The organism is Methylobacterium aquaticum (assembly GCF_016804325.1).
GTDB lineage: Bacteria > Pseudomonadota > Alphaproteobacteria > Rhizobiales > Beijerinckiaceae > Methylobacterium > Methylobacterium aquaticum_C.
In genome coordinates this window covers 5,830,199-5,845,779 of record NZ_CP043627.1, presented here as the reverse complement: position 1 = coordinate 5,845,779, position 15,581 = coordinate 5,830,199, and the positions used below count along the sequence as shown (strand labels likewise).

At 69.4% G+C, this 15,581-nt stretch carries 12 protein-coding genes and 1 pseudogene; 7 read left to right on the top strand and 6 right to left on the bottom strand.

The genetic code is table 11. The annotated features are described in order from the left end of the window. Window positions 1-2: 2 nt before the first annotated feature. The 3 genes and pseudogenes from F1D61_RS26835 to F1D61_RS26830 form a co-directional block, all read right to left on the bottom strand. Window positions 3-875, bottom strand: coding sequence for a DUF1217 domain-containing protein (locus F1D61_RS26835; RefSeq protein WP_348649471.1), 873 nt, complete (start codon window positions 873-875; stop codon window positions 3-5). Window positions 876-884: 9 nt separating this feature from the next. Continuing rightward, window positions 885-1,232, bottom strand: a pseudogene (locus F1D61_RS35130) (DUF1217 domain-containing protein); the annotation flags it as partial. 136 nt (window positions 1,233-1,368) lie between these two features. Continuing rightward, window positions 1,369-1,950 (bottom strand): hypothetical protein, encoded by a 582-nt coding sequence (locus F1D61_RS26830; protein ID WP_246775552.1) that lies wholly within the window; start codon window positions 1,948-1,950, stop codon window positions 1,369-1,371. 159 nt (window positions 1,951-2,109) lie between these two features. On the opposite strand from F1D61_RS26830, the gene F1D61_RS26825 reads away from it, so the two are divergent. Both F1D61_RS26825 and F1D61_RS26820 read left to right on the top strand, forming a co-directional pair. Then, window positions 2,110-2,421: a PilZ domain-containing protein gene (locus F1D61_RS26825; RefSeq protein ID WP_203155153.1), complete on the top strand. Its 312-nt coding sequence runs from the start codon at window positions 2,110-2,112 to the stop codon at window positions 2,419-2,421. A 281-nt stretch (window positions 2,422-2,702) separates the two neighbouring features. Next, window positions 2,703-2,993: a GIY-YIG nuclease family protein gene (locus F1D61_RS26820; protein WP_203155152.1), complete on the top strand. Its 291-nt coding sequence runs from the start codon at window positions 2,703-2,705 to the stop codon at window positions 2,991-2,993. A 239-nt stretch (window positions 2,994-3,232) separates the two neighbouring features. Here the strand turns inward: F1D61_RS26820 and F1D61_RS26815 are convergent, their stop codons facing one another. Both F1D61_RS26815 and F1D61_RS26810 read right to left on the bottom strand, forming a co-directional pair. Continuing rightward, entirely contained in the window at window positions 3,233-4,960 is a 1,728-nt protein-coding gene (locus tag F1D61_RS26815; protein ID WP_203155151.1) for a class I adenylate-forming enzyme family protein, read from the bottom strand. A 252-nt stretch (window positions 4,961-5,212) separates the two neighbouring features. Continuing rightward, window positions 5,213-5,986: an SDR family oxidoreductase gene (locus F1D61_RS26810; RefSeq protein ID WP_203155150.1), complete on the bottom strand. Its 774-nt coding sequence runs from the start codon at window positions 5,984-5,986 to the stop codon at window positions 5,213-5,215. A gap of 257 nt (window positions 5,987-6,243) precedes the next feature. Here F1D61_RS26810 and F1D61_RS26805 point away from each other — a divergent pair, with 257 nt between their 5' ends. From F1D61_RS26805 to F1D61_RS26785, 5 genes are all read left to right on the top strand, one after another. Continuing rightward, the gene (locus tag F1D61_RS26805; protein WP_203155149.1) at window positions 6,244-7,446 is read left to right on the top strand and encodes an acetyl-CoA C-acyltransferase; all 1,203 of its coding nucleotides are present in this window, start codon (window positions 6,244-6,246) and stop codon (window positions 7,444-7,446) included. Between the two features lie 88 nt (window positions 7,447-7,534). After that, on the top strand, window positions 7,535-9,613 hold the full coding sequence (locus F1D61_RS26800; protein WP_246775551.1) for a 3-hydroxyacyl-CoA dehydrogenase NAD-binding domain-containing protein: 2,079 nt from the start codon (window positions 7,535-7,537) through the stop codon (window positions 9,611-9,613). A gap of 234 nt (window positions 9,614-9,847) precedes the next feature. Beyond that, a complete protein-coding gene (gene pimC, locus F1D61_RS26795; RefSeq protein WP_203155147.1) occupies window positions 9,848-11,056 on the top strand; it encodes a pimeloyl-CoA dehydrogenase large subunit in 1,209 nt (402 codons plus the stop codon). Window positions 11,057-11,292: 236 nt separating this feature from the next. Then, the gene (locus tag F1D61_RS26790) at window positions 11,293-12,441 is read left to right on the top strand and encodes an acyl-CoA dehydrogenase family protein (protein WP_203155146.1); all 1,149 of its coding nucleotides are present in this window, start codon (window positions 11,293-11,295) and stop codon (window positions 12,439-12,441) included. Window positions 12,442-12,557: 116 nt separating this feature from the next. After that, complete coding sequence (locus F1D61_RS26785) at window positions 12,558-14,534, top strand: transketolase family protein (RefSeq protein WP_203155145.1); 1,977 nt, start codon at window positions 12,558-12,560, stop codon at window positions 14,532-14,534. Between the two features lie 60 nt (window positions 14,535-14,594). Here the strand turns inward: F1D61_RS26785 and F1D61_RS26780 are convergent, their stop codons facing one another. Then, window positions 14,595-15,566 carry a dihydrodipicolinate synthase family protein gene (locus F1D61_RS26780; RefSeq protein ID WP_203155144.1) on the bottom strand — a complete coding sequence of 324 codons (972 nt, stop codon included), beginning with the start codon at window positions 15,564-15,566 and terminating at the stop codon, window positions 14,595-14,597. Between the last annotated feature and the right edge of the window lie 15 nt (window positions 15,567-15,581).

Genomic DNA, 15,581 nt, shown 5'->3' with positions numbered 1-15,581 from the left:
CCTCACGACCGGCCGTTGCTGAACAAAGCCAGGATCGGGTCCGTGGCGGTGTTGTTCTGCGCGTCCCAGATCGCCGCGAAGCGGCGGGCGAAGGCCTCGACCTTGGCCGGGTCCAGGAAGCTCGTGAAATCGACCTTGGAGGCGATCAGGGTCGCGCGCTTCGCAAGGGCCTCGCTGGTGGTGGCGCTGCTCGTCGCCGGCAGGCCGATCACCGTGTTGACGACCTGCGTCAGGGCCGGATCGCTCAGGACGTCGTAGCCGCTGTTGAGGAACGGCGCCTTGCGGGCGAAGTAGAGGGCGAGGCGTACCCCCGTATCCTCGGCGCCGGCATCCCCCTCGAGGCTCTGCTGGAGGTAGGCGTCGACCACGCCCTTGACGTTGGCGCCGGGCGAGAGGTCCATGCCGTTGCCGATGTCGACCGCGGTCTGGCCGGGCGCCGACAGGGGCGCGTTGTCCACCGTCAGGGTGCGGTTGGTGCCGCCGGCGAGATAAACCGTGTCGGCATTGACGCCGGTGCCGCCCGGCGCGCCGTCGAAGCCGAGGTTGGTGTAGCCGGTGGTCTCGAAGAACAGGCTGCCGCTCGCCGAGATGCCGACCTGGACCTTGCCCATCAGCCCGTCGGGACCGGAGGCGCCGATCTGGGCGTTGATCGCCGCGCCGATCTCGGTCGGGGTGACCTTGGCGAGGTCCGCGACCTTGCCGGCGAAGGCCGCCTTGTTGAGGACGATGGTGGCGCTCTTCGTCGCCGTCGCGTCGACCTTGGAGGCGAGTGTGAAGCTCGCCTCGTTGGTGCCGGTGAAGTCGTAGGACGTGGCGAGCGCGTAGGGCAGGGAGAGCTTGGCGCTGCCCGCCGGGCTGAGCTGCGTCGGCGACACCACGACCGGGTCGGTGCCCTTGGCGCTGGCGCCGGGCGAGAAGTCGTAGGCCTTGGCGAAGGCGACGTAGCGGTCGTCCGCGAGGCGGTTGGCGAAGGCGGTGGCGCTGCTCGTGCCCTCGGTCAGGACCTTGCGCATGAACGCCTTGGCGTAGCCCATGTCCTCGAGGCCGAAGGCCTTCATGGCATAGTTGTAGAGCCGCTTGTCGGCCATGAAGTCGTCGACCGACTTCACCTTGCCGATATTGGCCTGGTAATAGGCGGTCTCGCGCGCGACGATGGGATCCTGGCCCTTGCGCTGAAGCGAGGTCGCGAGGTTCCGCGACAGGAGCATGTAGCTCGTCAGGGTGTTCGTCACGGCTGCCTCTCCGGCCCGTCGGCGCGGTGGGTCGGAACCGCCCGCCGCTGCGGCGCGGTCTCCCGATGAAGGTCTCGCTCTAGGCGGCCACGCTTGCTCCAGGCTTGCCGGAGCCTCCACGCTTGCCGCAGCGCACTCACAGCGGGGTCGGCCCGATGATGGTCTCGGTGGTAATGACGATCCAGCCGGCGCTGGTGCTGCGGATCGACAGCACCCGGCCGGCCCCCGGCAGGGTGGAGCCGATGGCGATCTCGTGCATCCCGTCGCGTCCCTCGACCACGGCCTGGCCGGCCGAGGCGCGCCGCAGGGCGAAGCCGGAAGGCGGCGGCCCGGACGGCGCGGGCGGCACGGCCAAAGCCGCGGTCCCGGCGGGCGCGGCCGGCTTGTCCGCCAGCGAGCCGGTGATCAGGGGATCGAGGTCGGGCTCGGTCGGGCGCACCTCCGCGACCGTCCGGCGCCAGGCGAAGGGCCCGGTCAACATGGCCGGCAGCACCTCGCGCACGTCGTAGGGCCGGGCCGGCTGGGACAGGGTGTAGCCGGCAAAGCCCGAGGCGGTGAGCGCCAGCAGGATGGCGGCACCGAACACGCCCCGTTCCGCCGCCGCCTCGCGGGCGCGGCGACGGGCGATCAGGCCCGCGACCGGGCTCTCGGGCGGGAGGGAAGGGCCCTTGGAGGGACCCTTGGAGGAACGCTTGCGCGGGGCCGGGGCTGCGGGCATGGGCCGGGATGGGTCCGACGGTTGATGGCTAACGAGACATGAAGGAACATGCTTGACGCCTGGTTAACGCGGCCGCCCCGGCCGGTCCCGGGTTTGCGCCGGGGCGGGAAAGCCGTAAGCGTGCCGCTCGGGGCACGAGGGCCCGGTTGCGGGGATGTCATGACCGATCTGCGGAAGACCGACGGCGCCGCGGGCCGCGAATCCGCCCCGACGCCCCGCATCGGCCGCCGCCGCCGCCTGATCCAGCCGGGCCGGGTCGTGCTCGGCCCCGACCTTTCCGTCGCCTGCGAGGTCGTGGACGTCTCGACCGCGGGCGCGCGGCTGCGCGTCCCCGCCCGCATCGCCCTGCCGGAGACCTTTCCCCTCGTCATCGCCGCCCACGACCTGCGCACCCTCACGGTCCGCCTGCGCTGGCGCCGGGGGGATTTCGCCGGGGTGACGTTCGAGGGGGCGGGGTTTTACGTGGGGTGAGGGGGTGAGGGGGCAGGTTGCCCGATCCGGAAATGGCGGCTCTGTCGGGCTGGTTCGAAGAGCCTCCCCCGATCTCGTTCCCTCCTCGTCATTCCGGGGCCGCGCAGCGGAGCCCGGAATCCAGACGCTCAGGTGGAACAGGACAAAGCGGCACGCTCACCGCTCTTTCCTGCACCATCCGCGGTTCTGGATTCCGGGCTCCGCTTTCGCGGCCCCGGAATGACGCGGAGGGTATGAAATTGGTGCGATGATTCTATAGCAGCCGAAATTTCGAGCATGGAATGACTTATCATGTCTACATGATGTCAAGCGCGCGGCACGGCACTCTTTATGTCGGCGTCACGAACAACCTCGCGCGCCGCGCCTTCGAGCACCGGACCAAGCATCAGGACAGCTTCACCGCTCGGCACGGCATCACGCGCCTGGTCTGGTACGAAGAGTACGAACGAGTGCAGGATGCGATCGCACGCGAGAAGATGCTCAAGAAATGGCGGCGCGATTGGAAAATCCGGCTGATCGAGGAATTTAATCCACTTTGGGATGATCTCTATCCGACGCTGTCAGGTTTCTGACATGCGTCATTTTTAGCAAGACCCGACAGCAGTCATACCCTCCGCGTCATTCCGGGGCCGCGCAGCGGAGCCCGGAATCCAGAACCGCGGATGGTCCCAGAAAGACCTGTGAGCGAGCCGCTTTTTCCTGCTCCACCTGAGTGTCTGGATTCCGGGCTCCGCTACGCGGCCCCGGAATGACGCGGAGGATAGGATATCTATTTAGACAATCATAGTAAAATGCGACATATCCCGAAATATCACAAAAACAACTTCTTCAACTCCCCCTTCAAGATCTTGCCGTTCGGGTTGCGTGGCAGGATCTCGTCGTGGAGCAGGATGCGCACCGGCACCTTGAAGGCGGCAAGGCGCGCGGCCACGAAGGCGCGCAGCTCCTCCTCGCTGGCTTCCGCCCCGCGGGCGATCGCCACGACGGCGCCGGGCTCCTCGCCCAGCGTCGGATGCACGATGCCGACGACGGCCGCATCCACGACCGCCGGGTGGTCGTAGAGGATGCCCTCGACCTCGGCGCAGTAGATGTTCTCGCCGCCGCGGATCAGCATGTCCTTGGCCCGGTCGACGATGGTGATGAAGCCCTCCGCGTCGATCCGCGCGAGATCGCCGGTGCGCAGCCAGCCATCGCGAAACACCGTCGCGTCGGCGTCGGGCCGGTTCCAGTAGCCGGCGACGACGATCGGGCCCTTGACCCACAATTCCCCGACCTCGCCGGGGGGCAGCGGGGTCTCCTCCGGGTCGCGCACCTCGGCGTCGCAGATCGGCAGCGCCGGGCCGCAGCTCTCGGGGCGGTGGAGGTAATCCTCGGCCTGGTGGTGGGTGAAGGTCGCGGTGGTCTCGGTCATGCCCCAGCCGGTCGCCGGCTGGGCCTTGGGAAAGGCCGCCTTGAGCCGCCGGACCAGGTCGGCCGGGGCCGGGGCGCCGCCGTAGCTGATCGTCTCCAGCGAGGAGAGGTCGTGGGTGCCGGCCGCCATCCCGTCGAGGAGCTGGAACGCGATCGTCGGCACGCCGCCGGCGCTGGTGCAGCGCTCGCGCTCGATCAGGGCCATCGCGCGGGCGAGGTCCCAGCGCCGCATCATCACCAGGCGCCCGCCGCGGAAGAGGTTCGGCACCAGGGTGGCAAAGCAGCCGGTGACGTGGAACAGTGGGATCGAGAGCAGGCCGACCTTCTGGGGCGCCGACGGGTCGGGCACCGGCACCGGCTCGCCCCGGCGCAGGAAGGCCCGGGCGGCCGAGAACGGATGGGCCATCACGTTGCTGGCCCCGGCCCGGTGGGTGCCGATCGCTCCCTTGGAACGGCCGGTGGTGCCCGAGGTGTAGAACAGGGTGGCGACGTCCTCCGGACCGATCGCCACGTCCGGCATCCGGCCCTCCGGCAGGCTGCCCCATGCCGAGAGTGGCCCGATGAGGTCGCTCAGGCTCTCGGTGCCGGGAGCCGCCGGCGCGCGGGCGATCAGGACGCGCTTCAAGGCCGGATAGCCGTCGCGGCGCTCACTGATCCGGGCCCAGCGCTCCTCGTCGACGATCGCGACGCAGGCGCCGGAATCGGTGAAGCCGTGGTCGAGTTCCGGGCCGGTCCACCAGGCGTTGAGCGGCGTCGCGATGGCGCCGGCCAGCAGCGCCGCGAAGAACGCCACCGGCCATTCCGGCAGGTTGCGCATCGCGATCGCCACCCGGTCGCCGGGGCGCACGCCGCCGCGGATCAGGTTCTCGGCGAGCGCCAGGGTGGCGCGGCCGAACGCCTCGAAGCTCGCCCGCTCGTCCTCGTAGACGAGGAAGGTCTTTTCACCATGCGCCCGCCCGGTGACGAAGATGTCGCGCAGGGTGAGCGGCGCGTTGGCCCAGATCCGGGTCGGCACGCCGCGGATCGCGATCTCCGTCACCGCGAAGGGCGAGCCCGGCGCGGTCAGGCGCGCATTCACCTCGGCGAGCGAGAGGGCGGGCCAGGACGGGGCAATCGTCTGCTCGGTCATCGGCGGGCTCGTGACTGGCGGCTCGCTGGGAGCCTGTTTGGCTTGATTTCCAGCCTCTTGCTCCCACCCGCGACCTCATCCTGAGGTGCTGCGTCGCAGCCTCGAAGGAGGGCTCCAGAGATCGCGGAGAGTTCTGGATCCCTCCTTCGAGGTCAAGTCGATCTCCGATCGACTAACACCTCAGGATGAGGTCGCGGGTGGGATGGAAAGGCATGATGGATGGCGACGTAATGGGTCGGGCTGTGCGTCCGGTCAGGTGATCGTCTGGCCGCCGTCGATCACAATGCTCTGGCCGGTCATGAAGGCGCCGGCCGGGCTCGCCAGGAACACCGCCGCACCCGCGATCTCGTCGGGCTGGCCGATGCGGGCGAGCGGCGTGCGGGCGGTATAGGCGGCCCGCGACTTGGGGTCCTCCCACAGGGCGCGGGCGAAGTCGGTCTGGATCAGGCCGGGCGCGATGCAGTTGACCCGCACGTTGTGGGCCCCGAGCTCGACCGCGAGGTTGCGGGCGAGCTGGAAATCGGCCGCCTTCGAGACGTTGTAGGCGCCGATCACGCCCGAGCCCTTGAGGCCGCCCACCGACGAGACCAGGATGATCGACCCGTCCTTGCGCGCGATCATGCCGGGGGCGCAGAACCCGATCAGCCAGTGACTGGCGATCACGTTGTTGTCGAGGATCTTGCGGAACTGGTCGTCGGAGATGCCGCTCATCGGCCCGTAATAGGGGTTCGAGGCGGCGTTGCAGACGACCGTGTCGATGCGGCCGAACCGGTCCTCGGTGCCCTTGGCCAGGCGCTCCAGGTCGCTCTTCGACGAGATGCTGGCGGGGATCACCACCGCCCGCTCCTCGCCGTGGCGGGCATTGATCGCCTCGGCCACCGGCGCGCAGGCTTCCGCCTTGCGCGAGGAGATCACCACCTTGGCCCCGTGCTCGGCCAGGCGCTCGGCGATGGCGCGGCCGATGCCGCGGGACGAGCCGGTGACGATGGCGACGCGGCCGGCGAGATCGAAGAGCGGCGTCTGCATGGGCGTCCTCCCGGTAGGACCTTTTTCGGATCGGTCTTCGCGTAAAACCGGCCCTGCTTTTGTCGGGACCTTAGCCCCGTCTCGCGATTAAGCAAGCCGCCTTTTCGAAAACGCGGCCGTGAGGAGGGCGAGCGGTGGGGCGTACCCCTCGTTCAAATCCCGGTTTGGAGGCCCTTGCGGCTCCATACCCAATCCCCGATAATGCGGCAAAACCCGTCCCCCGCAGCGGTGGGCGGCATCGGAGGAGACCTGAAGAGATGCGGGAAGCCGTCATCGTCGCCACCGCGCGCACTCCCATCGGCAAGGCCTACCGGGGCGCCTTCAACGACACGCAAGGACAGGCGCTCGGCGGCCACGCCATCGCGCATGCGGTGCAACGCGCCGGCATCGACCCGGCCGAGATCGGCGACGTGGTGATGGGGGCGGCCCTCCAGCAGGGCTCGACCGGCGGCAACATCGCCCGCCAGGCGGCGCTCCGGGCCGGGCTGCCCGAGACGGTGGCCGGCATGAGCCTCGACCGGCAATGCGCGTCGGGCCTGATGGCGATCGCCACCGCCGCCAAGGAGATCATCACCGACGGGCTCGATGTCGCGGTCGGCGGCGGGCTCGAATCGATCTCGCTGGTCCAGAACGACAAGGTCAACCGGTTCCGGGCCCAGGATCCGTGGCTCGTCGAGCACGTGCCGGCGATCTACATGACGATGATCGAGACCGCCGAGAACGTGGCGGCCCGCTACGGCATCAGCCGCGAGGCGCAGGATGCCTATGCCCTGCAATCGCAGCAGCGCACCGCTCGGGCGCAAGCCGAGAACAAGTTCGCCGACGAGATCGTGCCGATGGCCGCCCGCATGGCAGTGATCGACAAGGCGACCGGCGCGGTCTCGCACAAGGAGATCACGCTCGCGCAGGACGAGGGCAACCGGCCCCAGACCAGGCTCGAGGACCTTCAGGGCCTCAAGCCGGTGTTCAAGGACGGCCAGCGGATCAAGGAAGGCCAGTTCATCACCGCCGGCAATGCCAGCCAGCTCTCGGACGGCGCGGCCGCCGTGGTGCTGATGGAGGCGCGCGAGGCCGAGCGCCGCGGATTGAAGCCGCTTGGCGCCTATCGCGGCATGGCGGTGGCGGGCTGCAACCCGGACGAGATGGGCATCGGCCCGGTCTTCGCGGTGCCCAAGCTCCTCAAGCAGCATGGTTTGAAGGTCGAGGACATCGACCTCTGGGAGCTGAACGAGGCCTTCGCCAGCCAGGTGCTGTATTGCCGCGACAAGCTCGGCATCCCGGACGAGCGCCTGAACGTCAATGGCGGCGCGATCTCGATCGGCCACCCCTACGGCATGTCGGGCGCGCGGATGACCGGCCACATCCTGCTGGAAGGCCGCCGCCGCGGCGCCAAGTATGGCGTCGTGACGATGTGCGTCGGCGGCGGCATGGGTGCTGCGGGCCTGTTCGAGATCTATTGATCCTGCCACATTCCGGCTCGTGACGGCGCCCGGCAAGAGGCGCCCGGAGGAAGCCGGCAGAGGGATTTGTGCGGATATGGCGCAAGACGTGAACGCAAACGACAACGTCGTCTCGACCGCCCGCGAAGGCGCGGTCGCGGTGCTGACGCTGCAATCCGGCCCGGTCAACGCCCTCGGGACGGCGCTCCGCCAGGGCATCCTGGCGGCGGTCGAGGCCGCGGAGGCCGATGCCGCCGTCAAGGCGATCGTGCTGATCGGCGGCGGCCGGATGTTCTCGGCCGGGGCCGACATCACCGAGTTCGGCAAGCCGCAGAGCGGCATCAGCCTGCCCGACCTCCTCAACCGCATCGAGGCCTCGACCAAGCCGGTCGTCGCGGCGATCCACGGCAACGCGCTCGGCGGCGGGCTCGAGACCGCGCTCGCCTGTCACTACCGGGTGGCGGTGCCGAGCGCCAAGGTCGGCCTGCCCGAGGTCAAGCTCGGCATCCTGCCGGGGGCGGGCGGCACCCAGCGCCTGCCGCGGGTCGTCGGACCCCGCAAGGCGCTCGAGGTGATCGTCGGCGGCTCGCCGATCGGCGCCAAGGCGGCCGCCGCGATGGGGCTGATCGACGAATTGGCGCCGGAGGAGTCGCTTCGCGCTCACGCGATCGCCTTCGCCGAGCGGGTGGTGGCGGAAGGCCGGCCGCTCCTGAAGATCCGCGACCGCGACGACAAGATCGCGGAAGGGCGCGAGAATCCGGGCCTGTTCTCGGAGTTCCGCCAGGAGAATGCCCGCAAGACCCGCGGGTTCGAGGCGCCGGAAGCCTGCATCGCCTGCATCGAGGCCGCCTGCCGGCTGCCCTTCGACGAGGGGCTGGCCTTCGAGCGGGCGGAGTTCCAGAAGCTCGTCTCCGGCACCCAGTCGGCGGCGCAGCGCTACGTGTTCTTCGCCGAGCGCCAGACCGCCAAGATCCCGGACGTGCCGGACGACACGCCCGCCCGCCCGATCGCCCGCGTCGGCGTGATCGGCGCCGGCACGATGGGCGGCGGCATCTCGATGAACTTCCTCAACGCCGGCATCCCGGTGACGATCGTCGAGACCAAGCGCGAGGCGCTGGATCGCGGCCTCAAGACCATCCGCACCAACTACGAGAACACCGCCAAGAAGGGCAAGCTCAAGCCGGAGGATGTCGAGACCCGGATGGGCCTCCTCACCGACACCCTCGAGATCGAGGCGCTGGCCGATTGCGACCTCATCATCGAGGCCGTGTTCGAGGATATGGGGATCAAGAAGGAGATCTTCTCCAAGCTCGACACGATCGCCAAGCCCGGCGCGATCCTGGCCTCGAACACCTCCTATCTCGACATCGACGCCATCGCGGCGATGACCAACCGCCCGGCCGACGTGATCGGCATGCACTTCTTCTCGCCGGCCAACGTGATGCGCCTGCTGGAGGTCGTGCGCGGCGAGAAGACCGCCAAGGACGTGGTCGCCACCGCGATGCAGATCGGCCGCAAGATCGGCAAGATCTCGGTGCTGGTCGGCGTCTGCCACGGCTTCGTCGGCAACCGCATGCTGGCCGAGCGCCAGCGCGAGGCCAACCGCCTGATCCTCGAGGGCGTCACCCCCTGGGACGTCGACCGGGTGGTCTACGAGTTCGGCCTGCCGATGGGCCCGTTCACGATGAGCGATCTCGCCGGCCTCGACATCGGCTGGAGCCGGGAGACCAACAAGTCGCAGAGCGTGCGCGACCTCCTCTGCGAGCAGGACCGCCGCGGCCAGAAGACGAGCGCCGGCTTCTACGACTACGACGCCAAGCGCAAGGCAACGCCCTCCACGGTCACCGAGGAGATCATCGCCAAGGTCGCCGAGCGCCAGGGCGTGACGCGGCGGGACGCCACCGACCAGGAGATCCTGGAGCGCACCCTCTACCCGATGGTCAACGAGGGCGCGAAGATCCTCGAAGAGGGCAAGGCGATCCGGGCCTCGGACATCGATATCGTGTGGATCAACGGCTACGGCTGGCCGGTCTATCGCGGCGGCCCGATGTTCTGGGCCGACACGATCGGGCTGCCGAAGGTGCTGGAGCGCCTGCGCGCCTACCAGGCCGAGTACGGCGACGCGTTCAAGCCGTCGGCCTTGCTGGAGCGGCTGGCGGCGGAAGGCAAGGGCTTCAAGGACCTGTAGCGCGCCCGAACCCTCCCCCCTCTGCGGGGGAGGGTGGACCCTGCGTCAGCAGGGGCCGGGAGAGGGGCAGCGCGACGCCGATTCAGGTGGCGCCCTTCAGAACGGTTCCCGCCTCTTCCGGAAGCGTGGTTCCCCTCTCCCGGCCTGCTCCGCAGGCCACCCTCCCCCGCAGAGGGGGGAGGGTTCACGCGTCGAGCCATTTTCAGAAAACAATCACCTCCCGAGGAGGCACCCATGGACCTTCGCTTCACCCCCGAGGAGCGCGCCTTCCGCCAGGAAGTCCGCACCTTCTTCCAAGAAAACCTGCCCCAGGAGATCCGCCAGAAGATGATCGACGGGCGTCACCCGTCGAAGGACGACATCGTCACCTGGCAGAAGATCCTCAACAAGAAGGGCTGGGCGGTGCCGAACTGGCCCGTCGAGTGGGGCGGCACCGGCTGGGACCCGGTGCGCCAGTACATCTTCCTCGACGAGCTCCAGAGCTTCCCGGCCCCGTCGCCGCTGCAATTCGGCGTCTACATGGTCGGGCCGGTGATCGCCCAGTTCGGCAACGACGCCCAGAAGAAGCACTTCCTGCCCCGCATCGCCAACATCGACGACTGGTGGTGCCAGGGCTTCTCGGAGCCGGGCTCGGGCTCCGACCTCGCCTCGCTCAAGACCAAGGCGGTGCGCGAGGGCGACCACTACATCGTCAACGGCCAGAAGACCTGGACCACGCTCGGCCAGTATGCCGACTGGATCTTCTGCCTGGTGCGCACCGATGCCACCGTGAAGAAGCAGGAGGGCATCAGCTTCCTCCTGATCGACATGAAGACGCCGGGCATCACGGTCAGGCCGATCCAGACCATCGATGGCGGGCACGAGGTCAACGAGGTCTTCTTCGACGACGTCAAGGTGCCGGTCGAGAATCTGGTCGGCCAGGAGAACAAGGGCTGGGACTACGCCAAGTTCCTGCTCGGCAACGAGCGCACCAACATCGCGCGCGTCGGCGTCTCCAAGCAGCGCATCCGGCGCCTGAAGGAGCTGGCGGCGATCGAGCGGGTCGGCGACACCCCGATCCTGGAGAACCCGCGCTTCCGCGAGAAGCTGGCGGCGCTCGAGATCGAGCTGAAGGCGCTCGAGATGACGCAGCTGCGGGTGGTGGCCGCCGAGCGCACCCGCGAGAAGGGCAAGCCGGACCCGGCCTCCTCGATCCTCAAGATCAAGGGCTCGGAGATCCAGCAGGCGACGACCGAGTTGCTGCTGGAGGTCGTCGGGCCCTACGCCCTGCCTTACGTCTCGGAAGACGAGGGTGACGATCACTTGAGCAACGAGCCGCCGGTCGGGCCCGACTGGGCGGGGCCGGCCGCGCCGACCTATTTCAACTGGCGCAAGATCTCGATCTACGGCGGCTCGAACGAGATCCAGAAGAACATCATCGCGAAGGCGATCCTGGGGCTCTGAGGACAGGCGAGGGAAGGGGCGGGGACCAGCACAACCCAACCCCACCCACCCTCGACCTCATCCTGAGGTGTCAATCCATCGAAGATGGATTGACCTCGAAGGAGGGCTCCAGGGACCACCGAGACATCTGGAGCCCTCCTTCGAGGCTCCCTCCGGTCGCACCTCAGGATGAGGTCGTGATTGGGATCAATCGAACGAAGCCGCGCTTCGAAACCGGCGAGAACGGAAACGACCCGATGGATTTCGATCTGAGCGAGGAGCAGCGCCTCCTCAAGGACAGCGTCGAGCGGCTGCTCGCCGACCGCTACGATTTCGAATCCCGCAAGCGCTACGGGAAGGAGCCCGAGGGCTTCGCCAAGGCGATGTGGGCGGCCTACGCCGAGCAGGGCCTGCTGGCCGTGCCGTTCTCCGAGGACGATGGCGGCATCGGCGGTGGGCCGGTCGAGACCATGATCGTCATGGAGGCGTTCGGCGGCGCCCTGGCGCTGGAGCCCTACCTGGCGACCGTGGTGCTCGCCGGCGGCGTGCTGCGCCACGCCGCGAGCCCCGAGCAGCGCGCCGAATGGCTGCCCGGCCTCATCGCCGGCGAGACCCGCTACGCCTTCGCGCAAAGTGAGCGCCAGGCCCGCTACGACCTCCACGATGTCGGCGTCACCGCGCGCCGCGACGGCGACGGATGGGTGCTGGAGGGGGAGAAGTCGCTCGTCCTGCACGGCGACAGCGCCGACCGGCTGATCGTTTCGGCCCGCACCGCCGGCGCGCGCCGCGACCGCGACGGCATCGGGCTGTTCCTGGTCGAGGCCAATGCCGAGGGCGTGTCGCGCCGCGGCTACCCGACCCAGGACGGGATGCGGGCGGCCGAGGTGTCGCTGTCCTCGGTCCGCGTCGGGGCCGATGCGGTGATCGGCGATCCCGCGGGCGCGCTCCCGGTGATCGAGCGGGTGACCGACGAGGCCATCGCGGCGCTCTGCGCCGAGGCGGTCGGCGGCATGGACCGGATGCACAAGCAGACGGTCGAGTACCTCAAGACCCGCAAGCAGTTCGGGGTCACGATCGGCTCGTTCCAGGTGCTCCAGCACCGCGCCGCCGAGATGTTCATCGCGCTCGAACAGGCCCGCTCGATGGCCTTCCTCGCCACCATGATGGCGGGCGAGGACGATGCGGACGAGCGCACGCGGGCCATCGCCGGCGCCAAGGTGCAGATCGGCCGCTCCGGACGCATCGTCGGCCAGGGTGCGGTGCAGCTCCATGGCGGCGTCGGCGTCACCATGGAGTACAGCGTCGGCCACTACTTCAAGCGGGTCACGATGATCGACCAGCTGTTCGGCGATGCCGACCATCATCTCGGCCGGGTCGCCCGGATGGGCGGGCTGATCGCCGCCTGAGCATGACGTGAATCCCGCTCATCTCGGGCGGGGAAAAACTCGTTTGAGTTCCGTCCCGGGGGGCGGTTGGGTGATCGTGCCTCAAGAGCACCCAACATCCCCGGGAGGGACCCCCGATGACCGGCACCGAGCCGCGCGCGCTCGCGGATGCGATCCGCTTCCTGTCCATCGACGCCATCGAGCGGGTGGGCGAGGGGCATCCGGGCACGCCGCTCGGAGCCGCCGACACGGTGACGGCGCTCTTCACCCGCCATCTCAAGTTCCTGGCCCGCGAGCCCCTGTGGTTCGACCGCGACCGCTTCGTCCTGTCGAACGGCCACGGCTCGATGCTGCTCTACGCGCTCCTCCATCTCAGCGGGTACGAGGGGATCGGGCTCGACGACATCAAGCGCTTCCGCGAACTCGGCTCGCCCTGCGAGGGCCACCCGGAATACGCCCCCGCCCACGGCATCGAGACGACCACCGGGCCCCTCGGCCAGGGCATCGCCAACGCCGCCGGCATGGCGCTGGCCGAGGCCTATCTCAACCGCTGGCTCGGGCCCGACCTCATCGACCACCGCACCTATGCGCTCGTCGGCGACGGCTGCCTGCAGGAGGGCGTCGGCCAGGAGGTGATCTCGCTCGCCGGGCATCTGGGCCTCGGCAAGCTCACCTTCCTCTGGGACGACAACCGGATGACCGACGACGGCGCGATCGACCTCGCGCTGAGCGACGACATGGCGGCGCGGTTCCGCTTGAGCCACTGGCACGTCCAGGAGGTCGACGGCCACGACATCGAGGCGGTCTCGGCTGCCTTGCTGCTGGCCAAGGCCGATCCGCGTCCCTCGATGATCCGCTGCACCACGGTGATCGGCCGCGGCCTGCCCGGCGTCGAAGGCACGCGGGCGGCCCACTCCGCCCGCATCCCGGCGAGCTTGAGCGCCGCCGCCCGCCAGCAGCTCAACTGGCCCCACCCGGCCTTCGAGATCCCCGACGGGATCCGGGCGGCCTGGCGTGAGGCCGGCGCGCGCAACGCCCCCGCATTCGAGTCCTGGACCCGCCGCGTCGCCGCCCTGCCGCCGGAGCGCCGCCACCTGCTCGACCGCCTGCGCGAGGGCAAGCTGCCGGAGGGCTGGGATGCGCCCCTGCGCGCCTTCCGCGACGAGGCCGCACGGTCGGGCAAGGCACAATCCGGGATCGCGCTGTCGGGCGAGCTGGTCGACCGCCTCGCCGACGCCATCCCGGAGCTCCTCTCCGGCGCGCCGGATCTCGAGGGCGCGACGCAGCACAAGCGCACGCTCAAGGCCTTCACCGCCGCGGACCAGGGCGGGCGCTACGTCCATTACGGCATCCGCGAGCACGCCATGGGGGCGATGATGAACGGCATGGCCGCCCATGGCGGCGTGGTACCGGTCGGCGTCACCTACCTGGTCTTTTCGGATTATCTGCGCCCGGTCCTGCGCCTCGCCGCGATGATGGGGCTACCCGTGCCGTTCGTGTTCAGCCACGATTCGATCGGCATCGGCCGTAACGGGCCGACCCACCAGCCGGTCGAATACTTGGCGTCGCTGCGCGCCATCCCCAACATGCTGGTCCTGCGCCCGGCCGACGCGGTCGAGGCGGCGGAATGCTGGGAGATCGCGCTCCGGAACCGCAAGGGCCCGTCCTCGCTGATCTTCGCCCGCCAGGCCCTGCCGGCCCTGCGCCGCGACGGTGCAGGCGAGAATCTGTCGGCCCGCGGCGCCTACGTGCTGGAGGAGGCGACCGGTCCCCGCCGCGTCACGCTGCTCGCCACCGGCTCGGAGGTGGCCCTCGCCGTCGAGGCGCGCCGGCGCTTGGAGGAGGACGGCATCCCGACCGCGGTGGTCTCGATGCCGTCCTGGGAGCTGTTCGAGCGCCAGGACGCCGCCTATCGCCGAGAAATCCTGGGGCCCGGCACGGTCCGGGTCGGGATCGAGGCGGCGGTCCGCCTCGGCTGGGACCGCTATCTCGGCGAGGAGGGCGGCTTCGTCGGCATGAGCGGCTTCGGCGCCTCCGGGGCCGAGGCCGACCTCGCCCGGCATTTCGGGTTCACGCCGGAGCGGGTGGTGGAGGAGGTGAGAGCGCGGTTCTAGCTTACGGCGTCCCGCCCTCCCGCGGGATCCGCAGGTGCGGATCCCGCGGAAGAAGCCCGTTCACCGCCCCCAGCGCAACACCGCCGCATCCAGGCTCCGAGCGATTTCGATCAGCCCGGCCCGGGTCGCCGGATGCGGCAGTTCGAGCGGCGCGCGCACGGCATCCGAGCGGATGATACCGCCCTCCTTCATCAGGATCTTGGCCGCCGCCAACCCGGTCTGGCGGTTCTCGTAGTTGATCAGCGGCAGCCAGCGGCCATAGGCCTGCACCGCCTCGTCGCGGCGCCCGGCGAAGTACGGGTCGAGGATCTGGCGGATGCCGTCGGGATAGCCGCCGCCGGTCATGGCGCCGGTGGCGCCGGCATCGAGGTCGGCGAGCAGCGTGATCGCCTCCTCGCCGTCCCACGGGCCCTCGATCGCGTCGCCGCCGAGTTCCAGCAGCGTGCGGAGCTTGGCCGCCGCCTGCGCGGTCTCGATCTTGAAGTAGGACACGTTCTCCACCTCGCGGGCGAGCCGCGCCAGGAAGGTGGCCGAGAGATTGGTGCCGGAGACCGGCGCATCCTGGATCATGATCGGGATCGAGATCGCGTCGGAGACGCTTTGGAAGAAACGCTCGATGCCGGCCTCGGTCACCCGGATCGTCGCCCCGTGATAGGGCGGCATGATCATCACCATGGCGGCGCCGAGGTCCTGCGCGCGGCGCGAGCGCTCGGCACAGATATGGGTGGCGAAGTGGGTGGTGGTGACGATCACCGGCACGCGGCCGGCGACGTGCTCGAGCACGGCCGTCATCACCGCGTCGCGCTCGGCGTCGGTGAGGACGAACTGCTCGGAGAAGTTGGCGAGGATGCACAGTCCGTTCGAGCCGGCCTCGATCATGAAGTCGATGGCGCGGCGCTGGCCGTCGAGGTCGAGGGTGCCGTCCTCGTGGAAGATCGTCGGGGCGACGGGAAAGACGCCGCGATAGGGGCGGGGAGCCGTCGAATTTTCCTCGTTGGACTTGGCGTTGGTGGACTTGGCGTTGGTGGACATGGCGTTTGCCTCCTC